Annotated in this window: 14 protein-coding genes; 9 read left to right on the top strand and 5 right to left on the bottom strand. The window is 65.8% G+C overall.

Annotated elements, in window-relative coordinates; genetic code table 11:
• Positions 1-65 precede the first annotated feature (65 nt).
• Entirely contained in the window at positions 66-1,487 is a 1,422-nt protein-coding gene (locus ABD791_RS09870; protein ID WP_345065599.1) for an MFS transporter, read from the bottom strand.
• Between the two features lie 266 nt (positions 1,488-1,753).
• Between ABD791_RS09870 and dnaK the strand changes: the two genes are divergently transcribed.
• Genes dnaK through ABD791_RS09850 form a run of 4 tightly spaced genes read left to right on the top strand, consistent with a single transcriptional unit; the run spans position 1,754 to position 5,638 of the window.
• Positions 1,754-3,613 carry a molecular chaperone DnaK gene (gene dnaK, locus ABD791_RS09865; RefSeq protein WP_345065596.1) on the top strand — a complete coding sequence of 620 codons (1,860 nt, stop codon included), beginning with the start codon at positions 1,754-1,756 and terminating at the stop codon, positions 3,611-3,613.
• A gap of 6 nt (positions 3,614-3,619) precedes the next feature.
• The gene (locus tag ABD791_RS09860) at positions 3,620-4,213 is read left to right on the top strand and encodes a nucleotide exchange factor GrpE (protein WP_345065593.1); all 594 of its coding nucleotides are present in this window, start codon (positions 3,620-3,622) and stop codon (positions 4,211-4,213) included.
• Positions 4,206-5,210, top strand: a complete 1,005-nt coding sequence (locus tag ABD791_RS09855) for a DnaJ C-terminal domain-containing protein (RefSeq protein ID WP_345065591.1) — start codon at positions 4,206-4,208, stop codon at positions 5,208-5,210. The genes ABD791_RS09860 and ABD791_RS09855 overlap by 8 nt, the downstream gene beginning before the upstream one ends.
• An 11-nt stretch (positions 5,211-5,221) precedes the next feature.
• Positions 5,222-5,638, top strand: a complete 417-nt coding sequence (locus ABD791_RS09850) for a heat shock protein transcriptional repressor HspR (RefSeq protein ID WP_345065588.1) — start codon at positions 5,222-5,224, stop codon at positions 5,636-5,638.
• 12 nt (positions 5,639-5,650) lie between these two features.
• On the opposite strand, the gene ABD791_RS09845 is transcribed toward ABD791_RS09850, so the two are convergent.
• A complete protein-coding gene (locus tag ABD791_RS09845) occupies positions 5,651-6,388 on the bottom strand; it encodes an alpha/beta fold hydrolase (protein ID WP_345065585.1) in 738 nt (245 codons plus the stop codon).
• Positions 6,389-6,579: 191 nt separating this feature from the next.
• Between ABD791_RS09845 and ABD791_RS09840 the strand changes: the two genes are divergently transcribed.
• Both ABD791_RS09840 and ABD791_RS09835 read left to right on the top strand, forming a co-directional pair.
• Positions 6,580-7,968 (top strand): LLM class flavin-dependent oxidoreductase, encoded by a 1,389-nt coding sequence (locus ABD791_RS09840; RefSeq protein WP_345065582.1) that lies wholly within the window; start codon positions 6,580-6,582, stop codon positions 7,966-7,968.
• A 359-nt stretch (positions 7,969-8,327) separates the two neighbouring features.
• Complete coding sequence (locus tag ABD791_RS09835; protein ID WP_345065579.1) at positions 8,328-9,551, top strand: class I SAM-dependent methyltransferase; 1,224 nt, start codon at positions 8,328-8,330, stop codon at positions 9,549-9,551.
• Here the strand turns inward: ABD791_RS09835 and ABD791_RS09830 are convergent, their stop codons facing one another.
• The 3 genes from ABD791_RS09830 to ABD791_RS09820 form a co-directional block, all read right to left on the bottom strand.
• Positions 9,552-9,950, bottom strand: coding sequence for a hypothetical protein (locus ABD791_RS09830; RefSeq protein ID WP_345065575.1), 399 nt, complete (start codon positions 9,948-9,950; stop codon positions 9,552-9,554).
• A complete protein-coding gene (locus tag ABD791_RS09825; RefSeq protein ID WP_345065572.1) occupies positions 9,937-10,053 on the bottom strand; it encodes a helix-turn-helix transcriptional regulator in 117 nt (38 codons plus the stop codon). Before ABD791_RS09825 ends, ABD791_RS09830 begins: the two co-directional genes overlap by 14 nt.
• Before the next feature lie 114 nt (positions 10,054-10,167).
• Positions 10,168-11,607 (bottom strand): PucR family transcriptional regulator, encoded by a 1,440-nt coding sequence (locus tag ABD791_RS09820; protein ID WP_345065570.1) that lies wholly within the window; start codon positions 11,605-11,607, stop codon positions 10,168-10,170.
• Between the two features lie 118 nt (positions 11,608-11,725).
• Between ABD791_RS09820 and ABD791_RS09815 the strand changes: the two genes are divergently transcribed.
• The 3 genes from ABD791_RS09815 to ABD791_RS09805 all read left to right on the top strand — a co-directional run bounded on the left by ABD791_RS09815 (position 11,726) and on the right by ABD791_RS09805 (position 16,065).
• Positions 11,726-12,823, top strand: coding sequence for an alcohol dehydrogenase catalytic domain-containing protein (locus ABD791_RS09815; RefSeq protein ID WP_345065568.1), 1,098 nt, complete (start codon positions 11,726-11,728; stop codon positions 12,821-12,823).
• Between the two features lie 95 nt (positions 12,824-12,918).
• A complete protein-coding gene (locus ABD791_RS09810) occupies positions 12,919-14,367 on the top strand; it encodes an APC family permease (protein WP_345065565.1) in 1,449 nt (482 codons plus the stop codon).
• Positions 14,368-14,577: 210 nt separating this feature from the next.
• The gene (locus tag ABD791_RS09805; RefSeq protein ID WP_345065563.1) at positions 14,578-16,065 is read left to right on the top strand and encodes an APC family permease; all 1,488 of its coding nucleotides are present in this window, start codon (positions 14,578-14,580) and stop codon (positions 16,063-16,065) included.
• Positions 16,066-16,099 lie beyond the last annotated feature (34 nt).

Here is a 16,099-nt window from a genome sequence, read left to right as displayed (position 1 = left end):
CGGGCTCATCGGCGAAAATCTCCGTCGAATGGGAGGGGCCCTCGCTCCATCACTCGACCACAGGGTTAGTCGAGCTGCTTCGGCTTCGCCTGCACGGGCAGCAGCAGGGCGAGCCCGATCGCCACGATCAGCACGATGCCGAGGATGCCCCAGTACTGCGCCCCGCCGATGGTCACGAACAGCGCGAAGGCGGTCGGCGCCAGGAACGTGGCCGCCTTGCCGGTTGTCGCGTACAGACCGAACACCTCGCCCTCGCGCCCGGTCGGGATGACCCGGGCCAGGAACGATCGGCTGGCCGACTGGGCCGGCCCGACAAAGAGGCAGAGGGCGAGGCCGAAGGTCCAGAATACGATCTGGCCGCCGTCGTGCAAGAAGAACACGGCGGAGCCGCAGACGATCAGGCCGATCAGCGACGCGACGATGACCGGCTTCGGGCCGATCTTGTCGTCGAGCAGGCCGATCGTGACGGTGGCGACACCGGCGACAACGTTCGCGGCGATGGCGAAGATGATCACCTCGCCAGCTGAGAATCCGAAGGTGCCGGCCGCGAGGATGCCGCCGAACGCGAAGACCCCGGTGAGGCCGTCGCGGAATACCGCGCTGGCGATCAGAAAGAACACGGTCTGTCGGCTGGTCTTCCAGAGGGCTTTGATGTCCCGACCGAGTCGGCCGTAGGAGGCGAAGAATCCGACCTTCTCGCGCTGCACCTTCGAGGGGGCGTGGTACTCGGGCACAGCCAGCAGAACGGGCAGGGCGAACAGCCCGAACCAGGCGGCCGAGATGAGCATGGCCACACGCACCGACAGGCCATCGGCATCCGTCACGCCGAACAATCCGACATCGGGGTGGATGAAGCCGAAGTACACGATGAGAAGCAGCACGATGCCGCCGAAGTAGCCCATCGACCAGCCGAACCCGCTGACCTTGCCGATCGAGCGCGGGGTCGACACGGAGGCGAGCATCGCGTTGTAGTTGACCGACGCGAACTCGAAGAACACGGTTCCGACGACGAGCAGCAGCAGTCCGAGCCAGAGGTAGCCGGGCTCCGGCTTGACGAAGAACATCAGCGCCGTGACTGCGACAACGATGTAGGTGTTGACCGCGAGCCAGAATTTGCGGCGACCCGAGACATCCGAACGCTGCCCGGTGATTGGCGCGAGCGCCGCGACGATCAGACCGGCGATGGCCAGCGTCCAGCCGAGCTGCGCCGAGACGAATGCCTCTCCGCCGAAGGCCTCGCCGGTGAGATAGACGGTGAAGACGAAGGTGGTGACGACGGCGTTGAAGGCCGATCCGCCCCAGTCCCACAAGCTCCAGGCGAGGATGCGACCCTTGCGAGCGCCCTGCGCGGCAACCGCCTCAACCTGGCCAGTGTCGACCCCGATCGTGGCGGCGGCGCCGTCGGCATGGGTCAAGAGGGCCGGCGGAAAGTTGCGCGGCGCATCGCGCGGCGTTTCTGAGGGGTCCGGCGTCGAATTGTCGGTCATGGCCTCAGGGTAGCGGTGGCCGGCAAACAAGCGGATGCGGCGCGGCCAGATCAGTGAGAGGGCGGCGGGAACGGGGCCGTGAACGGTCAGATCCGAGAGACCGAACGTCGTCGAAATCGGCGAAACCTGAGAGTTGAGTCAATGTGACTCAACTTTGCCAGTTCTGGTTTGACATGATTTTCCTGCCCTGGCATACTTGAGCCACCGGGACTCAACTCTCGGACCCACAATTTTGAATCACCCGAAACACATTGAAGGAGAATCGCATGGCTCGTGCAGTAGGAATTGACCTCGGAACCACAAACTCGGTTGTCGCCGTCCTCGAAGGTGGAGAACCCACCGTCATCGCTAACGCCGAAGGCCTCCGCACCACCCCCTCGGTGGTTGCATTCACCAAGGATGGCGAGGTGCTGGTCGGTGAGACCGCCAAGCGCCAGAACGTCACCAACGTCGACCGCACCATCTCCAGCGTGAAGCGCCACATGGGCACCGACTGGAATGTCGCCATCGACGACAAGAAGTACACCCCGCAGGAGATCTCGGCCCGCATTCTGGCCAAGCTCAAGAGGGACGCCGAGCAGTACCTCGGCGACAAGGTCACGGATGCCGTCGTCACGGTTCCCGCGTACTTCAACGACGCTGAGCGTCAGGCCACCAAGGAAGCCGGCGAGATCGCCGGTCTCAACGTGCTGCGCATCATCAACGAGCCGACCGCTGCTGCTCTGGCCTACGGCCTGGACAAGGGTAAAGAAGACGAGCTCATCCTGGTCTTCGACCTCGGTGGCGGAACCTTCGACGTCTCGCTGCTCGAAGTGGGCAAGGACGACGACTTCTCGACCATCCAGGTTCGTGCGACCTCGGGCGACAACCGCCTCGGCGGCGACGACTGGGACCAGCGCATCGTCGATCACCTGATCAAGAAGTTCAAGGAGACCACCGGCGTTGACGTCTCCGGCGACAAGATCGCCAAGCAGCGCCTCAAGGAAGCCGCAGAGCAGGCCAAGAAGGAACTCTCGAGCAGCATGTCGACGAGCATCCAGCTGCCCTACCTCTCGCTGACCGAGAACGGGCCAGCCAACCTCGACGAGACGCTGACCCGCGCCCAGTTCGAGCAGATGACGAGCGACCTGCTCGACCGCACCAAGAAGCCGTTCCAGGACGTCATCCGTGAGGCCGGCGTCAAGGTCAGCGACATCGCACACGTCGTGCTCGTCGGTGGATCGACCCGTATGCCCGCCGTTTCCGAGCTCGTCAAGCAGGAGACCGGTGGACAGGAGCCCAACAAGGGCGTCAACCCTGACGAGGTCGTTGCTGTCGGTGCCGCACTGCAGGCCGGCGTGCTGAAGGGCGAGCGTAAGGACGTTCTGCTCATCGACGTCACCCCCCTGAGCCTCGGTATCGAGACCAAGGGCGGCATCATGACCAAGCTCATCGAGCGCAACACGGCCATCCCGACCAAGCGCAGTGAGACCTTCACGACCGCCGACGACAACCAGCCGTCAGTTGCGATTCAGGTCTTCCAGGGCGAGCGCGAGTTCACCCGCGACAACAAGAACCTCGGAACGTTCGAGCTGACCGGTATTGCACCGGCTCCGCGCGGCATCCCGCAGGTTGAGGTCACCTTCGACATCGACGCCAACGGCATCGTGCACGTGTCCGCCAAGGACAAGGGCACCGGCAAGGAGCAGTCGATGACCATCACCGGCGGTTCCTCGCTGGCGAAGGAAGACATCGAGCGCATGGTTCGCGAGGGCGAAGAGCACGCCGCTGAGGACAAGAAGCGCCGCGAGGCCGCCGAAGTTCGCAACGGTGCAGAGCAGCTCGCCTACTCGATCGACAAGCTGATCAAGGACAACGAAGACAAGCTGCCCGAAGACGTCAAGAGCGAGGTGCAGGGCGATGTTGACGCTCTGAAGTCCGCTCTCGCCGGCGACGACGACGACGCGGTGAAGACCGCGTTCGACAAGCTGAACGCCAGCCAGGGCAAGCTCGGCGAGGCCATCTACGCCTCCAGCCAGGCCGATGAGGCAGCTGCATCCGCATCCGCTGACCAGCCCGCCGACGCGTCTTCTGACGAAGACGTTGTCGACGCCGAGGTTGTCGAAGACGAAGAAGAGAAGAAGTAGGTAAACATGGCAAACGACACCAATGCAGGGGGCAACCCTGCGGAAGAGCCGTTCGACCAGTCGTCAGCTGAGGAGGCGCCCACCGGCGCCACCTCGGCTGCGGCCGACGCTGAGGGAATCGAGGAAGACGAGCTGACCGTTCAGGACATCCTGGATGCCGCAGATCTCGAAGCCACCGATCCGTCGGATGAGCACCTCGCCGATCTCAAGCGCGTGACGGCCGAATACGCCAACTACCGCAAGCGCACCGAGGCGAACCGTGAGATTGAGCGCGAGCGCCTCACCGGCGGAGTCATCGCCATCCTGCTGCCGGTGCTGGACGACCTCGACCGTGCTGAGAAGCACGGCGACCTGGTTGCCGAAACGCCGTTCGCGACGATTGCCGCCAAGCTGCGCGCATCCGTCGAGAAGCTCGGCCTGACGCCGTTCGGCACCGTCGGTGAGCCGTTCGACCCCACGCTGCACGAGGCTGTTTTCCAGCAGCCGAGTGCCGACGTCGAGGTCGAAACCGTCGCCGATGTGGTCGAGACCGGCTACAACCTGGGCTCGACGCTGCTGCGCGCGGCCAAGGTCGTGGTTCAGGTACCGAGCGATGGCTAGCCAGGACTGGTTCGACAAGGACTTCTACAAGATCCTCGGTGTGGGTAAAGACGTCACACCGGCCGAGCTCAAGAAGGCCTATCGCAAGCTGGCGCGCAAGTATCACCCCGATTCCAATCAGGGCGATGCGGCTTCTGAAGCGAAGTTCAAGGAGATCAGCGAGGCCCACTCGGTGCTCGCTGACCCTGAGCAGCGCAAAGAGTATGACGCAATCCGTGCCATGGGTGGTGGAGCTCGCTTCACCGCCCCCGGTACGGGTGGCGGCCAACAGGGCGGTTTCGACGACGTCTTCGGCGGCATGTTCGGCGGGGGTGCCGGTCAGCAGAACTACCAATACCAGCAGGGCGGCAACTACGACGACATTCTCGGCGGACTGTTCGGCGGACGACAGGGGGGTGGCCGATTCGGCACCTCATCTGGCGGCTACCGCGGCGCCGGCGGGCCGACTCGGGGGCGCGACGTTGTCGCGTCGACGACCATCGACTTCGTCACGGCGACCCACGGCGATCAGATCACCCTGCAGACGCAGGAGGGTCGACCGATCAAGGTCAAGATCCCGGCCGGTGTGGCCGACGGTCAGAAGATCAAGCTGCGTGGCAAGGGTCAGCCGAGTCCGGATGGCGGTGAAGCCGGCGACATCGTTCTCACGGTGTCGGTGCGCAAGCACCCCGTCTTCGAACGCGACGGCCTGAACTTGCGCGTCACGGTTCCGATCACCTTCGTGGAAGCCACGCTCGGAGCGACGATCGAAGTCCCCACCCTCGGTGGGCCTCCGGTCAAGCTGCGGGTGGCACCAGGCACCCCGAGCGGCCGCATTCTGCGCGTCAAGGGTCGCGGTGTCGAAACGGCCAAGGGCACCGGCGATCTTCTCGCCGAGGTTCAGGTTGCCGTGCCGTCACACCTCTCGAAAGAGGCGGAGGAGGCCATCGAGGCGCTCGCCGCCGCCCTGCCAGACGAGAATCCTCGTGAAGAGCTTCTCGCCAAGGCACGGGGATAGTAGGAATCGCAATGGATGAGTTCAGCCGAGTCTTCGTGATCTCCACTGCCGCAGAGTTGGCGGGGATGCACCCGCAGACCCTGCGGCAGTACGACCGCTTAGGTTTGGTCAGTCCCGGGCGCACCCCGGGCAAGTCGCGCCGCTACTCGATGCGCGATGTGGCCAAACTGCGGGAGATCGCGGAACTCGGTGCTGAAGGCGTCAGCCTGGAAGGCATCCGTCGCATTCTCGAACTCGAAGATCGCGTGCGCGGGCTCGAATCACGCCTGCGCGAGCTGGAATCGGCTCTGGCCGATGAGCTGCTCAGCCGGCCGGGCCGCCGCGTGTTCGCGGCGGGCGCGGCCGGCGACGTCATCTCGATGAAGGCGGGCACGCGGATGCGCCGCTCGAATCAGATCGTCGTCTGGCGGCCGCTCGACCGCGGGTAGCCGCGATCGCGACTAGTCGCGGCACGCCTCGATGATCTTCGTCGTGGCGAGTTCTGGGTTGCTGAACATCGTTTCGTGCGAGCCTTCCATCTGAACCAGCCGGTGCAGGCCGAGACGAGAAGAGAATCGTGGATGCCAGGCGAATTCACCGTGGGGCATGGCGGTGTCGCCGGTGGCGTTGAGATAACTCACTTTGAGGGCGCCTGCGCCAATCAATTCGTAAAACCGGGTGAGGTCGAGCTTCGTCTCGAGCATGCTCATCGGCTCTGCTGAGAGCTGGTCGTAAGACGAGCGAGCGAGCTCCTCGGTGGCATCCTGAATGAATGCCTCACGCCAGAGTGGGAACGGCAACATGAATGTTCCATCAACCTGGGTCGCGTTCATTAGCTCGCGATAGAGGGCAGGGGATTCATCGTTGATGGAGTTGCCGTTCTCGAGCACGAACGCATTCCAGAAGACGAGACGCCGGATTCGTTCCGGAACCTGCTCTGCGACTTTGGAGATGATCGTGCCGCCGAAACTGTGCCCGAGGAGGAGGAAATCGGTGACATCGTTCTCAACGATGTAGTCGACGATTGAGCTCACCCCCTCGGCATGCGTCACATCTTTGGGGGCGTTTTTCCCATGTCCGGCCACTGTTGGAGTATGGACGGTATGCCCGGCTTTCCGCAGGCGGCCGGCGATCGGTTCCCAGAGATCGCCGTCGTGCCAGGCGCCGTGGATCAGGACGAAAGTGTAGCTATCGGTCATTACTCTCCAATTTCAGTTGGGCTAGGGCGAGTATTCACGGCGACTCAGCCTGAACACGAGTTGAACCCTACTGCTTGTCCTCATCGGCCCGATGCCCGCCCACGGCGACCGGCTCAACCGCCGGCATCCGTTTCTGACGTTTTGTTGCAGTTTCGGATGCGGGTGGCCGAGTGGGCGCGCACGATGGGGAGATGACCAGGCAGATCCGATTCAACGCGTTCGACATGAACTGTGTCGCCCACCAGTCCTCCGGGCTGTGGCGCCACCCGAAGGACCAGTCGGCGCGGTACACCGACCTGCGCTACTGGACCGAGCTCGCGAAACTGCTGGAGCGTGGCCGCTTCGACGGCATCTTCATCGCCGATGTGCTCGGCACCTACGACGTCTACGGCGGCAGCAACGAGGCGGCAATCCGCCACGGCGCCCAGGTTCCTGTCTCCGACCCGCTGCTTCTCGTCTCAGCCATGGCGCTCGTGACCGAGCATCTCGGCTTCGGCGTCACCGCGGGAACCGCGTATGAGCATCCGTACCCCTTTGCCCGACGGATGTCGACGCTCGACCACCTGACCAACGGTCGCGTCGGCTGGAACGTCGTCACCGGCTATCTGCCCTCCGCCGCCCGCAACATGGGCAACGACGACCAGCTTGAACACGACGAGCGTTACGCCCACGCCGACGAGTACCTCGAGGTGCTCTACAAGCTGTGGGAGGGCTCGTGGGAAGACGACGCGGTCGAGCGCAACCGCGAAACGGGCGTCTTCACCGACCCGACGAAGGTGCATGAGATCGGCCATGTCGGCAAGCACTTCACGGTGCCGGGCATCCACCTCTCCGAGCCGTCGCCGCAGCGCTCTCCCGTGATCTACCAGGCCGGCGCGTCGCCGCGCGGGATCGGCTTCGCCGCCGAGAACGCAGAGGCGATCTTCGTCGGCGCCTCGACGAAGGCCGGGCTGAAGTCGACGGTCACCAAGATTCGGGATGCCCTCGAGGCGGCGGGGCGCGATCGGTATTCCGCGCGCATCTACACGCTGCTCACGATCATCACCGATGAGACGCCAGAGAAGGCGCAGGCGAAGTACCAGGACTTCCTGAGCTACGCGAGCGAAGAGGGCGCCCTTGTCTTCATGTCGGGGTGGATGGGCATCGATCTCTCCACCTACGACCTCGATGAGCCGATCGGCAACGTCAAGAGCAACGCCATCCAGTCGGCGGTCGCGAATTTTCAGCAGGCGGCCGAAGACGGCAGCCAGTGGACCGTGCGCGACATCGCTCGGCACGGCGCCATCGGTGGGCTCGGCCCGTTCATCGTCGGCTCCGGCGTCGAAATCGCCGATCAGCTGCAGGAATGGGTCGACGAGACCGACGTCGACGGCTTCAACCTCGCCTACGCGATCACGCCGGGCACCTTCGAGGATGTCGTCGAATTCGTCATCCCCGAGCTGCAGCGCCGCGGAGCCTATCCGACCGAATACATCGAGGGCACCCTGCGTCAGAAGCTGCATGGTCGGGGCGACCGCTTGCCGGCCGAGCACCGGGGTGCGAGCTACCGGGTGACCCCGACGCCGTCCGTCGCCGACTGACTTTCGTTCGTTTCCAGTGCGCGAGTGCGGGCAAACGGTCGCTCTGAGCGGCCCTTTGCCCGCACTCGCGGTCATTCGTGGGTGTGCAGCTTTCGCGCGTGCGCTCAAATCGTCGCCGGGGCACGCGCGACCCGACGATTCAAGCGCACCCACGGCTGTCGACCCGCCGTGTGGGTTCGCGCGTGCGCTCAAACTGTCGCCAGGGCAGAGGCGAGCCGACGATTTGAGCGCACGCGCGGGGCCGGCTGACGCACGCGCGGGGCCGGCTGACGCACGCGCGGGGCCGGCTGACGCACGCGTGCGGCTGACCGGCGCACGCGCGGGGCAGGCGAGCGGATGCGCGAGGTAGCGTTAACGGAGTGACTTCTGAATTCTCGTTCGACCTTCTGCGCCGCTGGCCCGACGTCGAGGCCGACAATCTGTTCGCCGTCGACGCGAGCGACCGGCTGATCCTCGCTGAGGCGGCCGACGACCTCGCCACCGCCGCGGCCACCTCCCCGAGCGACGCCCCCGGCACCGTCGTTGTGCTCGAAGACCACTACGGCGCGCTCACCCTCGGTGCCGCAACGCAGGCTGGGCTTGCCGACATCCGGGTGCATCAGGATGCCCTCTCCGGCGAACTCGCTCTCGCCGCGAACGCCGCGGAGGCGGGCTTGACCGGCGTCTATCGTTCGCTCGACCTCGGCGCCGAGCTTCTGCAGGGCGCCCGCGTCGTGCTGATGCAGTTGCCCCGCGGCCTGTCAGCGCTCGACGAGCTCGCTGCGGCCATCGCTCGCTATGCCGACCCATCGGTGCGCGTCTACGCGGGCGGGCGCGTCAAGCACATGACCCCGGCCATGAATGAGGTGATGCGCCGGCACTTCGGCGAGGTGACGGCCTCGCTGGCCGCCCAGAAGTCCCGAGTGCTCACTGCGTCGAAGCCGCTGGCGGCGGGTGGCACGGGTGACACGGGCAGCACGGGTGACACGGGTGACACAGGCAGCACGGGCGAAAGCACAGCCGACGCAGCCGCGTCAGAGTGGCCGCACCGCATGGTGCACGCCGACCTCGGCCTGACCGTCTGCGCGCACGGCGCCGCATTCGCCGGCACCACGATCGACATCGGCACCCGCTACCTGCTCGAGTTCATCGACCGCATGAAGCCGGACGCCCAGGCGGCCATCGACCTCGGATGCGGCACCGGCGTGCTGGCCAGTGCGCTCGCGCGTGCCCGCCCGGCCGTGCACGTGACGGCCAGCGACCAGTCGGCTGCTGCCGTCGCATCCGCTCGCGCCACCGCCGAGGCCAACGGTGTGTCCGACCGGATCACCGTGGTGCGGGATGACGCGCTGCAGAGCCAACCGGATGCCTCGGCCGAGCTGATCGTGTTGAACCCGCCTTTTCACATCGGGGCGTCGGTGCACGCCGGAATCGCACTGAAACTGTTCGAGGACGCAGCCCGTGTGCTGAAGCCCGGCGGCGAACTCTGGACCGTCTGGAACACCCATCTCGGCTACCGCTCCGCGCTGAACCGCATCGTCGGGCCGACCCACCAGGTCGGCCGCAACACGAAGTTCACGGTCACGGTCTCCACGCGAGGCTAACTAGCTTCGGTTCACTGCCCGCGCGTTCGCGATGGCCCACACGATGCACAGCACAATCACCTGCGCGGCCGCGAGGAGAACGAGTTGACCGAGAAGCGTCGCGAGAACAAACTCGACGACCGAGAGGATCAATGCGGCGGCCCCGACGGCCGCAAACCCCTGCTTGGCCAGGAGACGATCTCGTTCGTCGCGGTACTCGATGGCATTGATGCGGGTGATGTCGCGAGAGTCGGGGCGGCGCGCGTAGACGGCGCCGGCAAGCCCGAACAATGCGAGCATAAGCAGCATGACGGTGCCGCCCCAATTCTTCGTCAGGGCCGAGACGGCGGCTCCGGCGAGAAGCGTCCCGACAAGGACGACGTTTGTTATTGAGAGAGGCAGTCGGCTAGTGATCTTCAACGTGAAACATCTCCTCAAGTGTTGACCCGAAGAATCGGGCCAGGCGAACGGCGAGGGTCAGGGAGGGGTCGTACCGCCCGGTCTCGATGGCATTGATGGTCAAGCAAGCTTGTCATCGCGTGGTACCCGCAAAGCGGCCCGTGAGGTGCCAACTTCTGCTAGTCCGCGGCGGTCGCAACTAGCAGAAGTTGGCACCTCACGGGGGAGGCAGGCGCGCTCAGCGCTCCAGCGCCCGAATTGCGAGCCACGCCGCCGTGCGATCGTCGGGGTCTGACATCGACAGGCCGGTGAGCTCCTCGATGCGCTGGATGCGACTCGCCAGCGTCTGGCGATGGATGCCGAGCTGCGTGGCGGTGACACCCCACGAGCCGTGCTCGGCCAGGTAGACCCGCAGGGTGCGGGTGAGGTCACCGTGCCGTCCGCCGTCGTCGCGCAAGCCGTTGAGAGCATCGGCGATCTGCGCCGTCGAGTCGTCGTCGAGACGATCGAGCACGTAGTGTACGGTCGGCAGCGCACGGTAGCGGGCGACCGGCCGACCGTCGGTCACGGCCACATCGTGCGCTTGCCGCGCCTCCGATGCGCTGCGACCCAGGGCATCGATGCCCGCACTCGAGCCGATGCCACAGCGCAGCGGAACCTGCACCTCGCTCGCGTAACTCTCCACCAGGGCGGCGATCGACGCCACGTGGTCGTCACGCACAAAGCCGAGCACCCTGCCGTTCAGCGTCGTCATCACATGCACCCAGCCCAGCTCGTCGAACCAGCGCGTCACCAGGCGTTCCAGGTCGACGGCCTTTGACCGCGAGCTGAGCACAAACGCGGTCAGCGAGGTCTCGTGAACACCCCACCGCTGCAGCAGGGAGGCCGCGGCAGCGGGAGTACCAGAGAGCAGAGTCGTGATCATCACCTCACGGCCGAGCCGCTCGGTGACGGTGTGGTCGTGCGTGCGCAGGATGAGGTCGAGCAGCGCCGCCGCCTGCGAGGCCAGATCGCGGTTGCGGCTCATCGACCGCTCGTGCGACGCGATCACCAGATAGGCGGTCAGGTCTTCATTCGGTCCGACGGGGTGCACCTGCAGGCCGGGGTGGCGCACCCGCACCGGTCGGCGAAATGCCACCGCCGTCGCATCCTGCACATGCAGCGCACCGGCGCCGGCACTGGCGATCGGATGCCCCTGGCCGTCGAGCAGCACGGCCCAGCCGTCGATGCGCAGCGCGAGTTCTGCGATCACCGCGCTCACCCCGCCGCGCCGGGCGACCTGGGTGAGCACCTTCGTTCCGCTCGTCACGAGGCGATCCTCCGCCGCCTGGTCGGTAGCCAGGAGCGCGACGAGGGTCGGATGCAGCACCCGGGCGTCGGCTCCGGAACAGAGGATCGCCGTCGCCCGCGACGCCTCGATCAGCTCGCGCAGCTCCCGGGAATCCTCGGTGGTGACCAGAACCGCCTTGCGAACGGCTTCGCGGCGGGGGTCGGCCGGATCGAGCAGCGCACGAAGCTCGACCGGAGTCGCGACGACCAGGCTCGCGAAATTCGGGTGGGCATGCACGGTGAAATCTTGGGCCGGCACCGCCGAATCGACCGGCGCGCCGCCGCTGACCGAGCTGCCGATCAGCGTGCCGGCAAGCACCCGGGCAACTGAAGAAACGTCACGAGCCATAGAAGCCATTGTACGAAATGTTGAAGAAGCACGAATTGCTCACACTTTTTCGCAGTGAATGCGGCGAGATTCGCTCCTACCATCGGCGTATCCCGCTTTTCAATCCCAGGAGGATTTCATGAAGGCCGTTGTCTTCCGCTCGCCCGGTGCGCCCCTTGAGTACATCGACGTCGAACTCGCCGCCCCGAAGGCCGGAGAGGTGCGCGTCAAGATCGCCGCCGCCGGCGTCTGCCACTCCGATCTGCACGTCAAGCGCGGCGAGTGGGATGCCCCGGCTCCGCTCGTGATGGGTCACGAGGGTTCCGGCGTCGTGGTCGAACTCGGCGAGGGCGTCACCTCGCTGGCAGTCGGGGACCACGTCGTGCTCTCCTGGGTTCCGCCGTGTGGCGAATGTCGCTACTGCCGTTCCGGTCACGAGGCCCGCTGCCAGAAGGTGGCCACCGTCGTTGCCCCGCTCGGAGTGCTCTTCGACGGCACCTCCCGCCTGTCGATCGACGGCGACCCGATTCACCACTACCTCGGCGTCTCGTCGTTCGCCGAAGAGGTTGTCGTTCCGGCCTCCGGCGCCGTCAAGGTGCGCGACGATGCTCCGCTTGACGTGGTCGCCCTCGTTGGCTGCGCCGTCGCGACCGGTGTCGGCGCTGTGCTCAACACCGCGGCCGTCGAGCCAGGCTCGACCGTCGTGGTGATCGGCTGCGGCGGTGTCGGCCTCAACGTCGTGCAGGGCGCCAAGCTCGCCGGTGCCGAGCGCATCGTCGCCATCGACGTGAACGCCGACAAGACCGCTCTTGCCGCGCAATTCGGCGCGACCGACAGCATCGACGCCTCGCAGACGGATGCCGTCGCCGCACTCTACGAACTCATCCCGGATGGCGTCGACTACGCGTTCGACGCGATCGGGCGCACCTCCACCACCGAGCAGGCCATTCAGATGCTCGGCCTCGGCGGCGCGGCAGTGATCGTGGGCCTCCCTCCGACCGGAGCCCGCGCCTCGTTCGAGCCGCTCGTTCTGGCCGAAGCCGACCAGCGCATCCTCGGTTCCAACTACGGCAGTGTGCGCCCCTCGATCGACATTCCAGCGCTCGTCGACCGCTACATGGACGGCCAGCTCAAGCTCGACCCGCTCGTTTCCGGGCGTCGCCCCCTCGCGGAGGCCGCCGAGGCCTTCGAAGACCTCGAGTTCGGCGGCGCGCTGCGCACCCTGCTCATCCCCTAAGCCGCGGGCGTTCCCCGACGCATCCGCATCCGCTCACGCGCTTCCCCGCGCGTCAGTCTTTCCCACCCCTTCACGACTCACAGGAGAGTTCGTCAATGTCTACAACCACTCGAACAGCGACCAAGCAGGCCGATCAGCCACCCACCGACGCCGGATTGCGCCGCGGCGTGATGAGCGGTCCTGAGCTCGCTGCTCAGGCCATCGCCAACATCGCACCCACCGCGGTCGTCGCCTTCACCGCAGCAGCCATCTTCGTCGGCGCAGGCCGCGGCACGCTGCTCTCGATCATCCTCGCGACGATCGTCATCCTCTGCGTCGGCTACACGGTCGCCACCTTCGCGAAGCGGCACGCCTCCGCCGGCTCGCTCTACACCTACGTGTCGAAGGGCCTCGGTCCGTTCGGCGCCTATCTGGCCGGCGTCGCGCTCATCATCGGCTGCTGGGGCATCGCTGCGGGTTCGCTCGGCGGCTCGGTTGCGTACATGAGCCAGTTCCTCGTGCTGATCGGCCTCCCTGCCAGCGGAGTGCTCGCCAAGATCGCGCTCGCCATCGTGCTCGGCGGGCTCGCCACGCTGTTCACCATCCGCGGCATCCGCCTGTCGGCCCGCATCTCGCTCGTGCTCGAACTGCTCTCGGTTGCGGTCATTCTCGTGCTGCTGGTGCTCGCGCTGGTCTGGGCGGGCCCGAACGCCTGGGATCCGTCGCAGTTCTCCTTCACCGACGCCCCGATCTCGGGCGTCGCAGCGGGAATGGTGCTCGGTATCCTCGGCTTCGTCGGCTTCTCCTCAGCGGATGCGCTCGGTCGCGAGGCGAAGAACCCCTACGTCGCGATTCCCCGCGCCATCATGTGGAGCGCGGTTGCCGTGGGCGTGCTCTACGTTTTCGCCGCCTACACGCAGGTCGTCGTGCTCGGTGACAGCCTGGCCACGAGCGCCAGCCCGCTGGAAGACATCTCCACCACGATCGGCATGCCGAGCTGGTTCGCTCCGATCCTGACCTTCGGTGTCGGCGCATCCTTCTTCGCCGTTGTCGTCGCACCGCTCAACGTCGTCGGACGCATCATTTATGTGATGGGCAAGGAAGGCGTCGTCAACGAGAGCTTCGGCCGCACCCACGACCGTCACCTCACGCCGCACCGCGTGCTGCTCGTCGCCGGCCCTGCCGCGATCCTGCTCGACATCATCATGCTGGCGGCAGGGGTTGCGCCGATGGACATCACGGTCTGGGTCGACACCTTCGGCACCTACGGCTACATGGTGGCTTACTCGCTCGTTGCCATCGCCTGCGTGATCTACACCCGCCGCGAGAAGATTCCGAACGTGCTCGTCTGGATCGCGGCCATTGTCGCAGTGCTCAGCATGATCTACGTCTTCATCGCCAATGTCTACCCGGTGCCGGCCTACCCGCTGAACGTGATCCCGTACATCTTCCTCGTGGTGATGCTCGCGGCGATCGGCTGGTACGTCTACCTCGCCAAGAAGTTTCCCCAGGTGATCGTGAACATCGGCAACACCGAGACCGACAGCCTGGAGGGCATGGGCTAGACCCCGCCCCCTGCCATCGCCAGCCTGCGATTCGAGGGCCGCGCCTCCCCTGACATCCACCCCAGGATGTCGGGGGAGGCGCTTTTCTGTACCGCACTCGGCAGGATTCGCAAGGATTCGCACGTGACTGCTTGCACGCACAGGAGCGATTGGGCTATATTCTGGACCATTCCCTATTTGCCCCATGATCATCCGAGCTGAGGAAGTCCCATGAGCATGACAACAACGCAGTTGAACGGCGATACCGGCCCTCGATCCGAAGCGCGCACCCTGCGCGGAAACCTGGGGGCGACGGCAATCACCTTCATGGTGATCGCCGCGGCCGCGCCCCTCACCGTCATCGGCGGCATCGTTCCGATCGGTTTTCTCATCGGCAACGGGCTCGGCTTTCCGGTCATGTTCCTCGTGGCCACCGGCATTCTGCTGCTCTTCTCTGTCGGCCTGGTCTCCATGAGCAAGTTCATCCCGACCTCTGGCTCCTTCTTCACCTTCGTCAGCCATGGCCTCGGTCACGTGCCGGGGGTGGCCACCGCCCACCTCGCGCTGGTCTGTTACACGACGGTGCAGATCGCCGTCTTCTCTTACCTCGGCGGCACACTGAGCTCCAGCATCGTGCTGCTCGGCGGCCCCGAAATCCCGTGGTGGCTTCTGACCCTGGCCTCCATCGCCGTCGTCGGTGTGCTCGGCTACCGTCGCATCGAACTCAGCTCCCGCGTGCTCATCGTTGTGCTGCTGGCCGAGATGGGCATCGTGCTGCTGCTCGCCGTCGTGATCATGATCACCGGTGGGGCCGAGGGGCTCTCGGCCAGCCCGTTCTCGCTCGAGCACATCCTCTCCGGCTCACCGGCTCTCGGCCTGATGTTCGCCATTGCCAGCTTCATCGGCTTCGAATCGACCGTCGTCTACCGCAGCGAAGCCCGCGACCCCGACCGCACCATCCCGCGTGCCACCTATGCCTCTGCCATCGTCATCGGCGCGTTCTACGCCTTCGCCGGGTGGGCGCTCATCATGGGTTTCGGTCCGAGCGATGTCGTCGCTGAGGCAGCGGCCGACCCGGCCACGTTCGTCGCGCGGGTGACCGAGCTCTACCTCGGCCCGGTCGGGTCACTCGTGGTCGCCGTTCTCTTTCTCGGCAGCATGTTCGCGGCAGTTCTCTCGCTGCACAACGTGCTGACCCGCTACCACCACTCGATGGCCAACGCCCGCCTGCTGCCCGACCGCATCGGACGCGTGCATGCGAAGCACGGCTCGCCCCACGCCGCCTCGCTCGTGCAGGTGATCACCGCAGCCGTCGGCGTCGTGATCGTCGTGCTCGTCGGCTTCAGCGCCGAACAGGTCTTTGCCTGGTTCGCCGGCATCGGCACCTTGGCCATCGTCATCCTGATGGCGCTCACCTGCGTCTCCGTGATCGTCTTCTTCGCCCGCACCCGCAAGCTCACGAGCCCGTGGCGCACGCTGATCGCCCCCGGGCTCGGCTTCATCGGTCTGACCATCTCGGCCGTGCTGATCGCCGTCAACTTTCCGCTCCTCGTCGGCGATGTCGACGCGGCAGGCGAGCCGGTCTGGGGCGTGCTCAGCATCATCCTGATCGCCGTCGTCGGGCTGGCCCCGCTGACCGGCATCGCGCAGGCCCTGATCCTGCGCTCGCGCAATCCTGAGGCCTACGCCCAGATCACCGAGAAACTCGACCAGGAGTAATCCGGTCGTGCAGTACAACGATGGCCGGTTCGGC

This window comes from Glaciibacter kafniensis, from assembly GCF_039538945.1.
GTDB lineage: Bacteria > Actinomycetota > Actinomycetes > Actinomycetales > Microbacteriaceae > Cryobacterium > Cryobacterium kafniensis.
Note: the sequence above shows the minus strand (reverse complement) of the source record. Positions and strands in the feature narration are given on the sequence as shown.

Excerpts from the sequence above, each read along its gene's own strand:
- ABD791_RS09870 (WP_345065599.1), bottom strand. The coding sequence starts at position 1,487 with ATGACCGACAATTCGACGCCGGACCCCTCAGAAACGCCGCGCGATGCG.
- dnaK (WP_345065596.1), top strand. The coding sequence starts at position 1,754 with ATGGCTCGTGCAGTAGGAATTGACCTCGGAACCACAAACTCGGTTGTC.
- ABD791_RS09860 (WP_345065593.1), top strand. The coding sequence starts at position 3,620 with ATGGCAAACGACACCAATGCAGGGGGCAACCCTGCGGAAGAGCCGTTC.
- ABD791_RS09855 (WP_345065591.1), top strand. The coding sequence starts at position 4,206 with ATGGCTAGCCAGGACTGGTTCGACAAGGACTTCTACAAGATCCTCGGT.
- ABD791_RS09850 (WP_345065588.1), top strand. The coding sequence starts at position 5,222 with ATGGATGAGTTCAGCCGAGTCTTCGTGATCTCCACTGCCGCAGAGTTG.
- ABD791_RS09845 (WP_345065585.1), bottom strand. The coding sequence starts at position 6,388 with ATGACCGATAGCTACACTTTCGTCCTGATCCACGGCGCCTGGCACGAC.
- ABD791_RS09840 (WP_345065582.1), top strand. The coding sequence starts at position 6,580 with ATGACCAGGCAGATCCGATTCAACGCGTTCGACATGAACTGTGTCGCC.
- ABD791_RS09820 (WP_345065570.1), bottom strand. The coding sequence starts at position 11,607 with ATGGCTCGTGACGTTTCTTCAGTTGCCCGGGTGCTTGCCGGCACGCTG.
- ABD791_RS09815 (WP_345065568.1), top strand. The coding sequence starts at position 11,726 with ATGAAGGCCGTTGTCTTCCGCTCGCCCGGTGCGCCCCTTGAGTACATC.
- ABD791_RS09810 (WP_345065565.1), top strand. The coding sequence starts at position 12,919 with ATGTCTACAACCACTCGAACAGCGACCAAGCAGGCCGATCAGCCACCC.
- ABD791_RS09805 (WP_345065563.1), top strand. The coding sequence starts at position 14,578 with ATGAGCATGACAACAACGCAGTTGAACGGCGATACCGGCCCTCGATCC.